Annotated in this window: 14 protein-coding genes and 1 other annotated feature (1 of these 15 cut by a window edge); of the genes, 9 read left to right on the top strand and 5 right to left on the bottom strand. The window is 57.0% G+C overall.

Translation table 11 applies throughout. The features are described from left to right. Positions 1–52: 52 nt before the first annotated feature. The 3 genes from serB to nadR are packed head-to-tail and all read left to right on the top strand — an operon-like array spanning position 53 to position 3,764. The gene (serB, locus tag ACL2XG_RS11810) at positions 53–1,030 is read left to right on the top strand and encodes a phosphoserine phosphatase (RefSeq protein ID WP_413722104.1); all 978 of its coding nucleotides are present in this window, start codon (positions 53–55) and stop codon (positions 1,028–1,030) included. Positions 1,031–1,088: 58 nt separating this feature from the next. Next, positions 1,089–2,474 (top strand): DNA repair protein RadA, encoded by a 1,386-nt coding sequence (gene radA, locus ACL2XG_RS11805; RefSeq protein ID WP_410016484.1) that lies wholly within the window; start codon positions 1,089–1,091, stop codon positions 2,472–2,474. A gap of 60 nt (positions 2,475–2,534) precedes the next feature. Further along, positions 2,535–3,764, top strand: a complete 1,230-nt coding sequence (gene nadR / locus ACL2XG_RS11800) for a multifunctional transcriptional regulator/nicotinamide-nucleotide adenylyltransferase/ribosylnicotinamide kinase NadR (protein WP_410016483.1) — start codon at positions 2,535–2,537, stop codon at positions 3,762–3,764. A gap of 111 nt (positions 3,765–3,875) precedes the next feature. Here nadR and ettA read toward each other — a convergent pair whose 3' ends face one another. Together ettA and ACL2XG_RS11790 are read right to left on the bottom strand one after the other, a co-directional pair. Next, the gene (gene ettA, locus ACL2XG_RS11795; RefSeq protein ID WP_410016482.1) at positions 3,876–5,540 is read right to left on the bottom strand and encodes an energy-dependent translational throttle protein EttA; all 1,665 of its coding nucleotides are present in this window, start codon (positions 5,538–5,540) and stop codon (positions 3,876–3,878) included. A gap of 132 nt (positions 5,541–5,672) precedes the next feature. Beyond that, positions 5,673–7,190 (bottom strand): hypothetical protein, encoded by a 1,518-nt coding sequence (locus ACL2XG_RS11790; protein WP_413722105.1) that lies wholly within the window; start codon positions 7,188–7,190, stop codon positions 5,673–5,675. 574 nt (positions 7,191–7,764) lie between these two features. Between ACL2XG_RS11790 and sltY the strand changes: the two genes are divergently transcribed. Both sltY and trpR read left to right on the top strand, forming a co-directional pair. Further along, on the top strand, positions 7,765–9,699 hold the full coding sequence (gene sltY / locus ACL2XG_RS11785) for a murein transglycosylase (RefSeq protein ID WP_410016629.1): 1,935 nt from the start codon (positions 7,765–7,767) through the stop codon (positions 9,697–9,699). A gap of 57 nt (positions 9,700–9,756) precedes the next feature. Then, positions 9,757–10,086: a trp operon repressor gene (gene trpR, locus ACL2XG_RS11780; protein ID WP_413722106.1), complete on the top strand. Its 330-nt coding sequence runs from the start codon at positions 9,757–9,759 to the stop codon at positions 10,084–10,086. Here the strand turns inward: trpR and yjjX are convergent. Next, complete coding sequence (gene yjjX / locus ACL2XG_RS11775) at positions 10,083–10,619, bottom strand: inosine/xanthosine triphosphatase (RefSeq protein WP_410016479.1); 537 nt, start codon at positions 10,617–10,619, stop codon at positions 10,083–10,085. The genes trpR and yjjX overlap by 4 nt on opposite strands. 50 nt (positions 10,620–10,669) lie before the next feature. On the opposite strand from yjjX, the gene gpmB reads away from it, so the two are divergent. Then, entirely contained in the window at positions 10,670–11,317 is a 648-nt protein-coding gene (gene gpmB / locus ACL2XG_RS11770) for a 2,3-diphosphoglycerate-dependent phosphoglycerate mutase GpmB (RefSeq protein ID WP_413722107.1), read from the top strand. Here gpmB and robA read toward each other — a convergent pair. Next, entirely contained in the window at positions 11,314–12,183 is an 870-nt protein-coding gene (robA, locus tag ACL2XG_RS11765) for an MDR efflux pump AcrAB transcriptional activator RobA (RefSeq protein WP_413722108.1), read from the bottom strand. The genes gpmB and robA overlap by 4 nt on opposite strands. 196 nt (positions 12,184–12,379) lie before the next feature. On the opposite strand from robA, the gene creA reads away from it, so the two are divergent. Then, positions 12,380–12,862 (top strand): protein CreA, encoded by a 483-nt coding sequence (gene creA, locus ACL2XG_RS11760; RefSeq protein WP_413722109.1) that lies wholly within the window; start codon positions 12,380–12,382, stop codon positions 12,860–12,862. 63 nt (positions 12,863–12,925) lie between these two features. Here the strand turns inward: creA and arcA are convergent, their stop codons facing one another. Further along, positions 12,926–13,642, bottom strand: coding sequence for a two-component system response regulator ArcA (arcA, locus tag ACL2XG_RS11755; protein WP_162364033.1), 717 nt, complete (start codon positions 13,640–13,642; stop codon positions 12,926–12,928). A gap of 452 nt (positions 13,643–14,094) precedes the next feature. Here arcA and ACL2XG_RS11750 point away from each other — a divergent pair, with 452 nt between their 5' ends. After that, a complete protein-coding gene (locus ACL2XG_RS11750; protein WP_413722110.1) occupies positions 14,095–14,796 on the top strand; it encodes a tRNA/rRNA methyltransferase in 702 nt (233 codons plus the stop codon). A gap of 190 nt (positions 14,797–14,986) precedes the next feature. Then, positions 14,987–15,055: a thr operon leader peptide gene (gene thrL, locus ACL2XG_RS11745; RefSeq protein ID WP_410016628.1), complete on the top strand. Its 69-nt coding sequence runs from the start codon at positions 14,987–14,989 to the stop codon at positions 15,053–15,055. Then, positions 14,994–15,055 (top strand) — a sequence feature (Thr leader region) (it continues 56 nt past the right edge of the window). It overlaps the preceding gene by 62 nt.

The raw sequence follows: 15,055 nt of genomic DNA, 5'->3' as shown, positions 1-15,055 counted from the left end.
TTGATGCGCGATGTTTTATCATGACGGTTATCCATGACTACAGGAGTGATTGATGCCTATTAGTTTGACGTACTGCGATCTCCCCGCCGGGATTTCACAGTGGCCGGGTCTCCCGTTATCATTAAGCGGCGACGAGGTCATGCCGCTGGATTACCGGGCCGGTCATACCGGCTGGCTGCTGTACGGCAAGGCGTTGGATAAATTTTCCCTTACCCGTTTCCAGCGTCGCCTGGGCGCGGCGATGGTTATCGTCTCCGCCTGGCATGTCGAAGACTACCAGGTGGTCAGGCTGGCCGGTCCGCTGACCGGGCTGGCCGCGCAGCTGGCCGCGGAGATGGAGCTGGATGTCGCGCCGTTTGGCAAAACGCCGCATCTGCATGCCCCGGGACTGCTGGTCATGGACATGGATTCCACCGCCATCCAGATAGAATGCATTGATGAAATCGCCAAACTGGCGGGCACGGGCGAGGAAGTCGCCGCCGTTACCGAACGCGCCATGCGCGGCGAGCTGGATTTCGCCGCCAGCCTGCGCCAGCGCGTGGCGACCCTTAAGGGCGCCGACGCCGATATCCTGCGCCAGGTGCGGGACAGTTTACCGTTGACGCCGGGCCTGGGCTCCCTGGTGACCAAATTGCAAAGCCTGGGCTGGCAGATAGCCATCGCTTCCGGCGGATTTACCTATTTCGCCGACTACCTGCGCGACCGGTTTCACCTGGTCGCCGTGGCGGCCAATGAACTGGGCATCCGCGACGGTAAATTCACCGGCGAGGTGGTGGGGCCCATCGTCGATGCCGCCTATAAAGCCCGCATGCTGACCACCCTGGCGGAGCGGCTGGAAATCCCGCTGCACCAGACGGTGGCCATCGGCGACGGCGCCAATGACCTGTTGATGCTACAATCTGCTGGCCTGGGTATCGCATATCATGCCAAGCCCAAGGTGAATAAGCAGAGTAAGGTCATTATCCGCCATGCGGATCTGCTGGGCGTGCTGTGTATCCTGACCGGCAATCTTAAGAATGAAGAGCGCTAGGCGGCCGCCATGTGTTCCCTAGGCGGGTCTTCATTGTTTTCTCATTTCCGAGGTCATTGTGGCTAAAGCGGCGAAACGGGCATTTGTCTGTAATGAATGCGGGGCGGAATATCCGCGCTGGCAGGGCCAGTGCAGCGCCTGTGAAGCCTGGAATACCATCACCGAGGTCCGGGTGGCGTCTACCCCCGCCGCCGTGCGTAACGACCGCTTCAGCGGCTATTCCGGCGAAGCCGGCGTCAGCCGGGTGCGCAGGCTGGCGGATATCAGTCCCGAGGAACTGCCCCGTTTTTCCACGGGGTTCAAGGAGTTCGACCGAGTGCTGGGCGGCGGCGTGGTGCCGGGCAGCGCCATTTTGATCGGCGGCAGCCCCGGCGCCGGTAAAAGCACCCTGCTGCTGCAAACCCTGTGTAAATTGTCCGAACAGATGAAAACGCTGTATGTCACCGGCGAGGAGTCGTTGCAGCAGGTCGCCATGCGCGCGCACCGGCTGGCGCTGCCCACGGGCGGGCTGAACATGCTCTCGGAAACCAGCATCGAGCAAATCTGTCTGATTGCGGCCGAGGAAAAGCCGCGCCTGATGGTGATCGATTCCATCCAAGTGATGCATATGGCGGACATCCAGTCGTCGCCGGGCAGCGTTTCGCAGGTGCGGGAAACCGCCGCCTACCTGACCCGGTTCGCCAAAACCCAGGGCGTGGCGATCCTGATGGTCGGCCACGTGACCAAGGATGGCTCCCTGGCCGGCCCCAAGGTACTGGAACACTGTATCGACTGTTCCATCATGCTCGACGGTGATTCGGACTCCCGTTTCCGCACCCTGCGCAGTCATAAAAACCGCTTTGGGGCGGTGAACGAGCTGGGGGTGTTCGCCATGACCGAACAGGGATTGCGGGAAGTCAGCAATCCGTCGGCCATTTTTCTCAGCCGCGGCGAGGAGATGACGCCCGGCAGCAGCGTGATGGTGGTTTGGGAAGGCACCCGTCCCCTGCTGGTGGAAATCCAGGCGCTGGTGGATCACTCCATGCTGGCCAATCCACGCCGGGTGGCGGTGGGCCTGGAGCAAAACCGGCTGGCGATCCTGCTGGCGGTGCTGCATCGCCACGGCGGCTTGCAAATGGCCGATCAGGATGTCTTTGTCAATGTGGTCGGCGGCGTCAAGGTGACGGAAACCAGCGCCGACCTGGCGCTGATGCTGGCGATGGTGTCCAGCCTGCGCGATCGTCCGTTGCCGCGGGATTTGGTGGTATTTGGCGAAGTGGGGCTGGCCGGCGAGATCCGCCCGGTGCCCAGCGGCCAGGAGCGCATTGCGGAGGCGGCCAAGCACGGTTTTCGCCGCGCCATCGTGCCCTTTGCCAATGTGCCGAAAAAAGCGCAGGACAATATGCAGATTTTTGGCGTGAAAAAGCTGGCCGACGCGCTGGACATCCTTGCCGAGCTTGAATGACCGGCGCGTTTACCGGCTGACGCCATGCGGATTTTTGCTTAAGCCATCAGAGGGAGGCGTATGTCGTCATTCGATTACCTGAAGAGTGCGATTAAACAACAGGGATGTACCCTACAGCAGGTCGCCGAGGCCAGCGGCATGACCAAAGGCTACCTCAGCCAGTTGCTGAACGCCAAAATCAAAAGCCCCAGCGCGCAGAAGCTGGAGGCCATCCACCGTTTCCTCGGGCTGGAGTTTCCGCGGCGGGAAAGGAAAATCGGCGTTATTTTCGGCAAGTTCTATCCCCTGCATACCGGCCATATCTACCTGATCCAGCGGGCGTGCAGCCAGGTGGACGAGCTGCACGTGATCCTCGGCTACGACGAGCCGCGCGATCGCAAATTATTTGAAGACAGCGCCATGTCGCAGCAGCCCACCGTCAGCGACAGGCTGCGCTGGCTGCTGCAAACCTTTAAATACCAGAAGAATATCCATATCCACGCCTTTAACGAGCAAGGCATGGAGCCTTATCCGCACGGCTGGGATGTCTGGAGCCGCGGCATTACCTCCTTTATGAAAGAGAAGGGCATCGCGCCGGGGTTTATCTATTCAAGCGAAGCGCGGGATGTGTCGCGCTACCGCGAGCATTTGGGCATCGAGACCATACTGGTCGACCCCAACCGGTCGTTTATGTCGATCAGCGGCGAGCAAATCCGCCAGGATCCGTTCCGTTATTGGGAATATATCCCGACCGAGGTCAAGCCGTTCTTTGTACGCACCGTGGCGTTAATCGGCGGCGAGTCCAGCGGTAAATCCACCATGGTCAATAAACTGGCCAATATCTTTAATACCAGCAGCGCCTGGGAGTACGGCCGTGAATACATCTTCTCCCATTTGGGCGGCGATGAAATGGCGCTGCAGTATTCCGACTACGACAAGATCGCCCTGGGCCAGGCGCAATATATCGACTTCGCGGTGAAATACGCCAATAAAGTGGCGTTTATCGACACGGATTTCGTTACCAGCCAGGCGTTTTGCAAACGCTACCATGGCCGCGAGCACCCCTTTGTTCAGGCGATGATTGACGAGTACCGTTTTGATTTGGTTATTTTATTAAAGAATAATACGCCCTGGGTGGCCGACGGGTTGCGCAGCCTGGGCAATCCGGTGGATCGCGACGGTTTCCAGCGGCTGCTGGAGGACCTGCTGAACGCGAATAATATTCCCTTTGTGCGCATCGACGCGCCGGACTACGACCAGCGCTTTTTGCAATGCATCGATCTGGTGCGGGACCTGCTGGGGCAACGGTAAGCCTGGCGCCAGCCGCAAGCTAAACCCCCGCAAAGGTTGCCTGCGTCAATGAAGAAAAAATTCGCCGGTCCAGGGCGCCTCATTGGCATGAGGCGCCCATCGCTGGCGCTATCAGGACATTTTTTTATATTTAATCCGGTGCGGCTGTAGCGCTTCCGCGCCCAGCGTGCGTTTTTTCCACTCTTCGTATTCGGTAAAGTTGCCTTCAAAGAATTCGATCTTGCCTTCATCCTGATAGTCAATGATATGGGTGGCGATGCGGTCGAGGAACCAGCGGTCATGGGAGATCACCATGGCGCAGCCGGGGAACTCCAGCAGGGCGTTTTCCAGCGCGCGCAGGGTTTCCACATCCAGGTCATTGGTCGGTTCATCGAGCAGCAGCATATTGCCGCCCACCTGCAGCAGTTTGGCCAGATGCAGCCGCCCGCGCTCGCCGCCGGACAGTTCGCCGACGCGTTTGCCCTGATCGACGCCCTTGAAGTTAAAACGGCCGACATAAGCGCGGCTCGGCATTTCAAAGTTGCCGATGCGCATAATATCCTGGCCGCCGGACACTTCTTCCCAGACGGTTTTACTGTTATCCATGCTATCGCGGAACTGGTCAACCGAGGCCAGCTGCACCGTATCGCCCAGCGTTACCGTACCGCTGTCCGCCTGTTCCTTGCCGGACAGGATACGGAACAGGGTCGACTTGCCGGCGCCGTTCGGGCCGATAATGCCGACGATCGCCCCTTTGGGGATCGAGAACGACAGGTTGTCTATCAGCAGCCGGTCGCCATAGGATTTCCTGAGGTTTTCCACCTCCAGCACTTTGTCGCCCAGGCGCGGTCCGGGTGGAATAAACAGCTCGCTGGTCTCGTTGCGCTTTTGGTATTCCACATTGTTAAGCTCTTCAAAGCGCGCCAGACGGGCCTTGCCTTTGGACTGGCGTCCCTTGGGATTCTGGCGCACCCATTCCAGTTCCTTCTCGATGGATTTGCGCCGCGCCGTTTCCGATGAGGCTTCCAGCGCCAGGCGCTGATCTTTTTGCTCCAGCCAGGAAGAATAGTTGCCTTCCCAGGGAATGCCCTCGCCGCGGTCCAGTTCCAGGATCCAGCCGGCCACGTTATCCAGGAAATAGCGGTCATGGGTAATGGCCACCACGGTGCCTTCGTAATCCAGCAGGAACCGCTCCAGCCAGGCGACCGACTCCGCATCCAGATGGTTGGTCGGCTCATCGAGCAGCAGCATGTCCGGTTTTTCCAGCAGCAGGCGGCAAATCGCCACGCGGCGGCGTTCCCCGCCCGACAGGGTGGCTATCTTCGCATCCCAGGGCGGCAGGCGCAGCGCATCGGCGGCGCGTTCCAGCTGGTTCTCCAGGTTATGGCCGTCATGGGCCTGGATAATGGCTTCCAGTTCGCCCTGTTCCCTGGCGAGCTTATCGAAGTCCGCATCCGGTTCGGCATAGGCGGCATAGACCGCGTCCAGGCGCGTCAGCGCCTGTTTGACTTCCCCAACCGCCTCTTCAATCGCCTCGCGCACGGTTTGCTCTAAATTCAGCTGCGGCTCCTGGGACAGATAACCGATTTTGATACCCGCCTGCGGCCGCGCCTCGCCCTCAATTTCCGTGTCGATGCCGGCCATGATGCGCAGCAGGGTGGACTTACCGGCGCCGTTGAGCCCCAGCACGCCGATCTTGGCGCCGGGAAAAAAGCTGAGCGAGATATCTTTCAGGATATGACGTTTCGGCGGCACGATTTTGCCGACGCGATGCATGGTATAGACGTATTGAGCCACGTTGTTAAGAGCCTCTTTCTATCTGGTTTTAGCTATGCCCCGCGGCCTGCGCGGAGCATGTACGGGCAGTGCGCCAAGTGTCGCAATGGATAAGCGCCCAGTTTAGCCCGTTTTCGCATGCGATCCCAGCCATCACCGGACGATGTTGGTATCGTGCGCCGGCAGCGCGGAGGCCCGTCTGCGCCGGCGGGTAAAATACAGCACCGTCACCAGCAAAGACAGCAGGCTGGTGACCGCGGGGATAATCACAATAGAGCGATGATAGGCTAACGTGACGCTGTGCTCGCCGTCGGTCAGGGCAACGCCGACCAGCCCGCTGTCCAGCCGGACGGTGTCCCGCCGTTTGCCGTCCACCAGCAGGTAATAGCCGGCATACATAATATAGGGCAGGGTAACGGTTTGCGTCCCCTGCGCCCGTATGATCATCGCCGGATAGCCCTGGCGATAGGTAGTGCCGATAATGGCGGCTGCGGGGTTGGCGAAGAAAGCGAAGTCGTTGATTTTCAGATGATCGAAGTTCTCGGGGCGCACGTTGTGGTTATTGAGGTAATCATCATAAAGAGAGGACGTATCCACATTCAGATAACGTACGCTTAAGGCCTTATGGATAAGAGGATACATCCCCGCGATGCACAGGCAGGCCAGTAGCATGACCAGCGCTTTTTTCCGCGCCATCATCGCCGCCAGCATGCCCGACGCATGCAAAGCGATGATGGCGGTGGCGCAGGACAGCAGCCGCCACGGGAACTGGATTAATTTTAACACCGGCACGCTATCGGGAATTTTATTCCAGGGTATCAAGTGGGTAGTGGCAATGATAAACAATAAAGCTATTAGGATCATTTTCTTCGACGCGCCGGATTTACCCCATTTCAGATAGGCCACGGCGAGCAGCAGCTGGATAACGCCCACCGATAAAAACATGCCCGGTTCGGATACGCCGTAGGTAGAAGACAGCGACAGCAGGGTTTCCGTCAGGCCGCTGCTGAACTTTAACAGGTCGTCGTACTTAAGCAGCTTGCCGCTGGTGGCGAAAATATCTGAATTATGGATATGATAAAACAAAGGCGCCCAATAAAATGCGCTAATCGAGACGACAATGAGAAACGACATCAGAAAAAAAGTTATATTGGCTTTAATAAAAACTGCCCGGGCGTTGAGCAGGCAAAATAAAACAAAAAACCCTAAAAGCACCACCATGCTCGGGATATTGGCTAAAAATACGCCTAAGGCGCTAAACGGCAGCAGCCAGATATCCCGGCGATCGCGGATAAGGGAACTGCAACCCCTGATAAACAGCGGCATCAGCGACATGGCCAAACTTTCGCCCAGGGCAAAGCGAACATAGATATTGGTCAGGAAATATCCGGAAGTGATAAATAATATGGCGCAGAGCAACCCGGCCTGGGAAGACGAATGCTCTCGTTTAGCGGCGGAATAGGTCGAAAAAAAGGCAATGATGAAGAGGAGGAAATACACCATTTTCATCTGGCTAATGATATCAGCGGTATTAAATGTCAGCGCTTTCGCCGCCAAAAACAGCAAGGATGTCAACGGCGGATAAAATAGCTGCCATGAGTAACCGAATTGCCCGGGCGACCAATAATCAAACAAGGGAGGGAACTGATTGTGCGCCAATTCGTTATTCAACGAAATCATTCTCTGGAAATGAGCGATCCAATCATGCCCGTTCCAAATGCCAATTTCTTTTAACGTTACCAGGAGTATGCATAAAACCAAGAAACTCAGAAAGATAAGCATCAGGTTGTTTTTCAATTTCACTTTCCATCACCTTAAAGCATGTTTGTTGCAAACATCATTCGGTAGTTGCAATTCTTTTAGACCGGGGCAAACAGGCACGGGCCACAGCCCACGGTTGACATGCCCGTGGTAAATAGACGGTTACGCGTTGCGTGCTCAGTTGCGCAGCGTAACCCAACCCCAGAACCGGGTATAGGGGCAACCCGCGTTCGCTACCGTTAAAAATCAGTAATGTGATCCAGCGCGCTGCCGTCGCCGGCCCGCTTTGCGCTTATTATCGCCGCTAAAAAAAATAACCGCGAAAATAATGACGATTGTCGCCGCTGCCGCTGGCATACGCCCGGTTGCTTAGCTAGCATGGTGACAGCAACCGGATTTATGGCAAACTGAATGAATGCGCCGGCGTCCGGAAAAGGACGCGGCAAAAAGACATTACGCTGAGGATAGAGTGGATATGGTCAAGGTGGACGGATGGCGGTATGTGGGCGCGGGTTTTATCTGCGCGCTGGCAAGCCTGGTGGCCGCAACCGGCAGCGCGCACGCGGACTCAATCGATGCGCAGCGCCAGCGCTATCAGCAGGTTAAGCAGGCGTGGGATAGCAACCAAATGGATGTGGTGTCGCAGCTGATGCCCACCCTGCGTGATTATCCCCTGTATCCCTATCTGGAGTACCGCGCCTTGTCGCAGGATCTTTCCCAGGCGAGCACGGCGCAGGTTAAGGCCTTTATGGATGCCAACCCGACGCTTATGCCTGCACGCTCGCTGTCGGCCCGCTTTGTCAATGAGCTGGCCCAGCGCCAGGACTGGCAGGGGCTGCTGGCCTTCAGTCCGCAGCCGCCGAAACCGGTCTCCGCGCGCTGCAACTTTTATTACGCCAAATGGGCCACCGGGGCGCAGCAGGCGGCCTGGGACGGCGCCAAGGAGATCTGGCTCAACGGCCATTCCCTGCCGGAAAGCTGCAACAAATTATTCAGCGTCTGGGATCAGGCCGGGCAGCGCGGGCCATTGGCGATCCTCGAGCGGATGCGCCTGGCGATGAAAGAGGACAATACCAACCTGGTGAACGCGCTGTCGAAACAATTGCCGATTGAATACCAGACCATGGGCAGCGCGCTGGCGGCATTACAGGATAATCCCGCGACCCTGGAAGGCTTTGCCAGAAGCGTGGGACCGACGGATTTAACCCGCCAGGCCACGATTATCTCCTTTGCGCGCCTGGCCCGCGACGATGTGGAAAATGCCCGCGCCATGCTGCCGACCCTGGTGCGGCTGCAGAAAATGGACGACGGCGATCGCCTCGATCTCGAGGAAAGCGTCGCCTGGCGCCTGATGGGCACCGACGCCACGCCGGAACAGGCCGCCTGGCGCGACAACGTTATTTTACGCGGCCACTCCACCGCATTGCTCGAGCGGCGTATCCGCATGTCGCTGGGACAAGGCGATATGCGCGCGGTGGCCGCCTGGCTGGACCGCCTGCCGGAGGACGCCCGCCAGAAAGAGGAGTGGCGCTACTGGCGCGCGGTATTGCTTATCAACCAGGGGCGCAAAAGCGACGGCGAGCCGATACTGCGTGATTTGATGCAGGGACGCGGTTTTTACCCGATGGTCGCAGCACAGGAACTGGGCGTCAATTATGCCGTCAATGTGGCGCGCGCGGTCGCGCCGGCCCCCGAGCTTATCAAACGGCCGGAAATCGCCCGCGTGCGCGAGCTGATGTACTGGAATATGGATAACCTGGCCAGGAACGAATGGAGCTCGCTCGTGGCCAGCCTGAGCCGGACGGAACAGGAAGGTCTGGCGCGTTACGCCTTTGAACAGCAATGGCCCGACCTGAGCGTGCAGGCGACGATTACCGGCAAGCTGTGGGATCATCTGGAAGAGCGTTTTCCCCTGGCCTGGCATAATGAATTTCGCCGCGCCACCGACGATAAAGGGATAAGCCAGAGTTACGCCATGGCGATAGCCCGCCAGGAAAGCGCCTGGAATCCTAAAGCACTGTCGCCGGTCGGCGCGGCCGGCCTGATGCAGCTGATGCCCGCCACGGCCAAGCATACCGCCGAAATGTTTAATATCAGCAGTTATATGAACACCAGCCAGCTGTTGGATCCGCAGACCAACATCGAGCTGGGCACCACTTACCTGGAATATGTGTACCAGATGTTCGGCCGCAACCGGATCTTATCAAGCGTGGCCTATAACGCCGGCCCTGGGCGGGTGAACACCTGGCTTGGCAACAGCGCGGGGCGTATCGACGCGGTGGCTTTTATTGAGAGCATTCCGTTTTCGGAAACCCGCGGTTACGTGAAAAATGTCCTGGCCTATGACGTCTTTTACCGTTATTTCCTGCGTCAGCCCGCAAAAGTGCTGACGGACGCAGAGTGGCAACGGCGTTACTGAACCGGCGGGGAAAATAGGGTAGACTGCTGTACTCGTTAACAGGTATGGCGGGCGCTTATGAATGACATTACCACCTCCGTTGCCGGCGATGTGCCGCGGCATGAGCAGGAGTGGCGGCATTTTGCCGTGCTGTTGGGGCAGGCTTTTGCCGACGGTATGCATGTGCCGTTGCTGCAACTGATGTTGACCGCCGATGAGCGCGAAGCCATCGGCACGCGCATCCGCATTATCCGGGCGCTGCTGGACGGCGAGATGAGCCAGCGCGAATTAAAGAATGCGCTTGGCACCGGCATTGCCACCATCACCCGTGGTTCCAATAGCCTCAAGGCCGCATCGCCTGAATTAAAACAGTGGCTGGAGCATCATCTGCGGCATTTGCCGGATTAACCGCCGTGGCCGCGGCTGGTCTGGTAGATGGCGTTATTAAACGGCACCAGCGCCAATAGCAGGGCCTGATAATAGACGCTGCTGCGGGTCAGCCTGCCGGCGGTAAACACGCCGATGGCGCCGCCCTGGCGTTTAATATCCGTAATTCCGGTCAATCTGGCCATTTCCTGGCCTAATTCCCGCCCTTCAATGATTCCCTGTAATATACTTTCTGGTAATATTAAGCTGGCGGAGCGAGATTCACCGCGCAGGTGCGTATTTTCAATAACCATCCAGGCAAAGGTCATATTATCTGCAATACCCGCCTCGACACCGACCCAGAAATCCGCCTCGGGACAAACCTGACGCGCGGCCATGACCCGATTCCGCGCCCCGCTGCGGGTTTCGACATCGCCCATGGGCTGCGACGGCACGCCGCTGTCGACATCTATGCCTTCAACGCGGCAGCTGTCGGGCCCGTAGGTGTCGTTAAAGGCCTGGAGAATGGCATTGATTTTAGCCGGGTTAGTCGTTGCAGCCACCACATAATACATAATGTTTTTATCACTCCAGTCATTTTCACGCAGTATAACGGAAAAAAACCATGTTACAGGTCTATCTTGTTCGCCATGGCGAAACAGAATGGAATGCCTTGCGCCGTATCCAGGGACAATCCGACAGCGCGTTAACCGCCAAAGGCCAGCGCCAGGCGCAACAGGTCGCTGAACGCGTGCAGCGTATGGGTATTACCCATATCATCAGCAGCGACCTCGGACGCACGCGCCATACCGCCGATATCATCGCCCGGGCCTGCGGCTGCGATGTTCGCCCGGACCCCCGGCTGCGCGAGCTGGACATGGGCGTGCTGGAAATGCGCGATATCGATACCCTGACGCCGGAAGAAGAAAGCTGGCGCAAGCAATTGGTTAACGGAACGCCCGACGGGCGCATTCCCAAGGGGGAATCGATGACCGAACTGGCGCAGCGCATGCACGCGGCGCTGGACAGCTGCCGTGAACTGCCCGCCGGCAGCATGCCCCTGCTGGTGAGCCATGGCATGGCGCTGGGGTGCCTCATCAGTACCGTCCTGGGCTTGCCGCCCTATGCCGAGCGCCGGCTACGGTTACGCAACTGCTCTATTTCCCGCATGGACTTCCAGCAAAGCCCTTGGCTGGCGCCCGGCTGGGTGGTGGAGACCGCGGGCGACACCTCGCATCTGGATATGCCGGCGTTGGATGAAATCCAGCGTTAGCGTCGCACCGGTATCAGATATTCACACCGGATGGTATGCGGCGCGGGCGCATCGGGCGCTCTTTCCTGCGGATAGAAACGCTCGATATCATGTCCGCGGCGGCGGGTCATTTTCATCATCGGCAGGCAGGTGCCATACAACGTTAAAATAAAGCTCTGCAGGCCGTCGGACGCGCCGTTATAAATAAACTGCGCGTAATCGCCGCCGTCCAGCGCGATCGGCTGGCCGTTTTGTACATTATCGGGCACGTCCTGGGGTTCGATGGCGGTGGTATACAGGATCTCCTGTTCGTCATCCTTTTCCTGGCTGGGGCGCGAGTGGTTCAGGCCGTACAGTACCGGCGGAATGGTTTTTGCCTCGCCCAGGTACTGGCGCCAGAACTGAATGCGCAACTCGGTACGGAACGTGGTGATCTGTTCCAGGGTGCAGGAATAGCTTTGCGTCAGGCCCACCAGCTGCATCGGCGGCAGGACGATAAATTGCGGCTGCGGCATTTCCCATTTTTCCAGCCGGATCGGCGGCCGGATGCCGCTGGAGTCCCATTCTTCCGCCCGGCGGTATAACGCGGGCGTCTGGGTGAACTGTTTTTTGAACGCGCGGGTAAAGGTTTGTTGCGAGTCGAACCGGTATTGCAGGGCAATATCCAGGATCGGCCGACTGGTTAGACGCAATGCCACGGCCGCTTTGGATAACCTGCGGGCCCTGATATACGCACCGATGGCATGACCTGTTACCTCTTTGAACATCCGCTGCAAATGCCATTTGGAATAACCGGCTTTTGCGGCGACATTGTCCAGGGACAGCGGCTGGTCAAGATGTCCTTCCAGCCAGCTTAACAGATCACGAATTATACCGGCTTGATCCATAGATCATCCTCAAAAAAGCATTTAGGGCACAATGAAAAAAGTTGACGCATGATAGCAATTTTTTTGCAGTTCGACCGTCAAAGATTTATTAGCTAATTAATACCTGCCATGATAGCAGCAATTCACCACCGGTAGTGAAGCCCGTACGCGGTCTTCGCCCCGCCGCCGATCCGTCCATTGAAAGAAGTCTATCTCTATGAAGAAACTGTTTTTTTCCGCATTGCTGCTCAGTTTGACAGCCACCGGCGTCGCCCGGTCCGAGGAAGTCGGCTCCGTTGACACTGTTTTCAAACTCTTTGGCCCCGATCACAAGATTGTCGTGGAGGCATTTGACGACCCTGATGTGCAGAATGTCACCTGCTACCTCAGCCGGGCCAAGACCGGCGGCATCAAGGGAGGATTGGGCCTGGCCGAGGATACCTCGGACGCGGCCATCTCCTGCCAGCAGGTCGGTCCCATTACCCTGACGGATAAAATCAAGAACGGTAAACAGACCGGCAGCGTTGTATTCCAAAAACGCACATCGCTGGTTTTTAAGCGGCTACAGGTGGTTCGTTTTTATGACGCGAAGCGTAATGCGCTGGTATACCTGTCCTACTCGGACCGGGTGGTGGAAGGATCGCCGAAAAATGCCCTGAGCGCGGTGCCGATTATTCCCTGGACCACACAGCATGAATAAAGCCGGTCAATAATAACATCGGGCGCCCATGCGGACGCCCGATGTGGTGATGCCATGGGGCGATTATTCTTCCAGATCGCCGCAGAAACGATAGCCTTCGCCATGGATGGTAGCGATGATTTCCGGCGTGTCGGGGGTGGATTCAAAATGCTTGCGGATGCGGCGGATGGTGACATCCACGGTACGATCGTGTGCTTTGAGTTCGCGCCCGGTCATTTTTTTCAGCAGTTCGGCGCGGGATTGAATTTTGCCCGGATTTTCGCAAAAGTGCAGCATGGCGCGAAATTCGCTGCGCGGTAGCTTGTAATGATCGCCGGTGGGGCTTAACAATGAGCGGCTGTTGATATCCAGTTCCCAACCGTTGAATTTATAGCTTTCCACCAGTTTGCGCTCTTCGCCGCCACCGCCGAGATTCATGGTGCGCGACAACAGGTTGCGCGCGCGGATGGTAAGCTCGCGGGGATTGAACGGCTTGGTAATATAATCGTCGGCGCCGATTTCCAGGCCGAGGATTTTATCGACTTCATTATCGCGGCCAGTCAAAAACATCAGCGCAACGCTTGCATGCTCACGTAATTCACGCGCCAGCAGTAAACCATTTTTACCCGGCAGGTTAATATCCATAATTACCAGGTTGATGTCGTTTTCCGACAAAATCTGATGCATTTCAGCGCCATCGGTGGCTTCATGAACCATGTAGCCCTCGGCCTCGAAAATGCTTTTGAGGGTATTGCGGGTAACTGACTCGTCTTCAACGATAAGTATGTGCGGGGTCTGCATGTTTGCTACCTAAAATTACTAACAAAATTGGAAGAGGAAGTACAAAAGCCGCGGTTATCTACAACATTGCCCGGGGCATAATGCCGCATCCCCAACGCCATGAGGCTAAAGTACATAAACGTGCTCCAGATGACGAACGACGGATAACCTTGGCACCGCTAACCTGATTTTGGTCCGCTTTTTCTCAAGCTCAAATGCCGTATAGCTTACCCTTATTAACAACACTATAACAGCGCGAAACGAAATTGCCACGCAAGAAAATTTCATTTTGCTGACATATATCAAATTACCGTCCACGACAGCGCGCATTTCCGGAAAATCCCTTAAATACCAGCATATTTAAGCATTTTTGCCAAGAGCGCCAATTCGATTCAGCTTTAACGACGCGGTCTGAAATAGCGGTGGAATGATGATAATATCGGCGTCATTCGCCGCGATTTAAGAGACTCACCATGCAATTGCATATTATCCTGGTATCCCCGGCGCGTCCGGAGAATGTCGGCGCCGCGGCCCGGGCCATGAAAACCATGGGGTTCGGCTCGCTGCGTATCGTCGACAGCCGCGCGCACCTTCAGCCCGCCGCCGCCCGGGTCGCCCACGGCGCGACCGAGGTGTTGGAACGGGCCATTCATTTCGACACGCTGGCGGCCGCCCTGGCGGATGTGGATTTTACGGTGGCCACCACCGCGCGTCACCGGGCCCGGTTCCACTATTACTGCACCGCCGCGCAATTGCTGCCGCAAATGCAGGAAAAACAACAGTGGATAACGCAGGCGGCGCTGGTATTCGGACGGGAAGATACCGGCCTGACCAACGAGGAACTGGCGCTGGCCGATATCCTGACCGGCGTGCCGATGCAGGCCGGCTATCCGTCCCTGAATCTCGGGCAGGCGGTGATGGTTTACTGTTATCAGCTGGCGGCGCTGAACCGGATTGCGCCTCAGGAGCACCCGCCGGCCATACCCGGGCAACTGGCTGCGCTGCATCAGCGCTTCGATCGGCTGTTCACGCAATTAAGCGTCGGCGATGATCATAAATTAACCGATTGGCTGCATCAGCGGCTTGGACTGGCGACCCAGCGGGACATCGCGATGTTGCACCAACTGCTGCAGGATATAGAAAAAGTATTGCCAGTAAATAATACCACGGCGTAGCGATAACCTGGCGTTTAAAACTATATGAATACGTTTCAGCCACATTATTATATGATTATTGGGTATTGCGAACAGTAAAACTCCGACCGCTGCGCTGAGTGATAAATAGCCAAACGCAAATTAACATTGACTTTTTACGGCAATTGCTTTACCAGTAAGCCATTAAAAAATAATATAGATTGCTTAAGACATGCGTTTTATCAGCCTGAACACCATTATTATTACCACCACCGATACCACAAGTAGCGGTGCGGGCTGA

The sequence above is a fragment of the Sodalis sp. RH24 genome, from assembly GCF_047324145.1.
GTDB lineage: Bacteria > Pseudomonadota > Gammaproteobacteria > Enterobacterales > Enterobacteriaceae > Acerihabitans.
The sequence above is the reverse complement of the archived record's forward strand: the minus strand, read 5'-3'. Positions and strand labels throughout refer to the sequence as shown.

Coding starts and splice junctions, on each gene's coding strand:
- serB (WP_413722104.1), top strand. CDS start 53: ATGCCTATTAGTTTGACGTACTGCGATCTCCCCGCCGGGATTTCACAG.
- nadR (WP_410016483.1), top strand. CDS start 2,535: ATGTCGTCATTCGATTACCTGAAGAGTGCGATTAAACAACAGGGATGT.
- trpR (WP_413722106.1), top strand. CDS start 9,757: ATGAATGACATTACCACCTCCGTTGCCGGCGATGTGCCGCGGCATGAG.
- yjjX (WP_410016479.1), bottom strand. CDS start 10,619: ATGTATTATGTGGTGGCTGCAACGACTAACCCGGCTAAAATCAATGCC.
- gpmB (WP_413722107.1), top strand. CDS start 10,670: ATGTTACAGGTCTATCTTGTTCGCCATGGCGAAACAGAATGGAATGCC.
- robA (WP_413722108.1), bottom strand. CDS start 12,183: ATGGATCAAGCCGGTATAATTCGTGATCTGTTAAGCTGGCTGGAAGGA.
- creA (WP_413722109.1), top strand. CDS start 12,380: ATGAAGAAACTGTTTTTTTCCGCATTGCTGCTCAGTTTGACAGCCACC.
- arcA (WP_162364033.1), bottom strand. CDS start 13,642: ATGCAGACCCCGCACATACTTATCGTTGAAGACGAGTCAGTTACCCGC.
- ACL2XG_RS11750 (WP_413722110.1), top strand. CDS start 14,095: ATGCAATTGCATATTATCCTGGTATCCCCGGCGCGTCCGGAGAATGTC.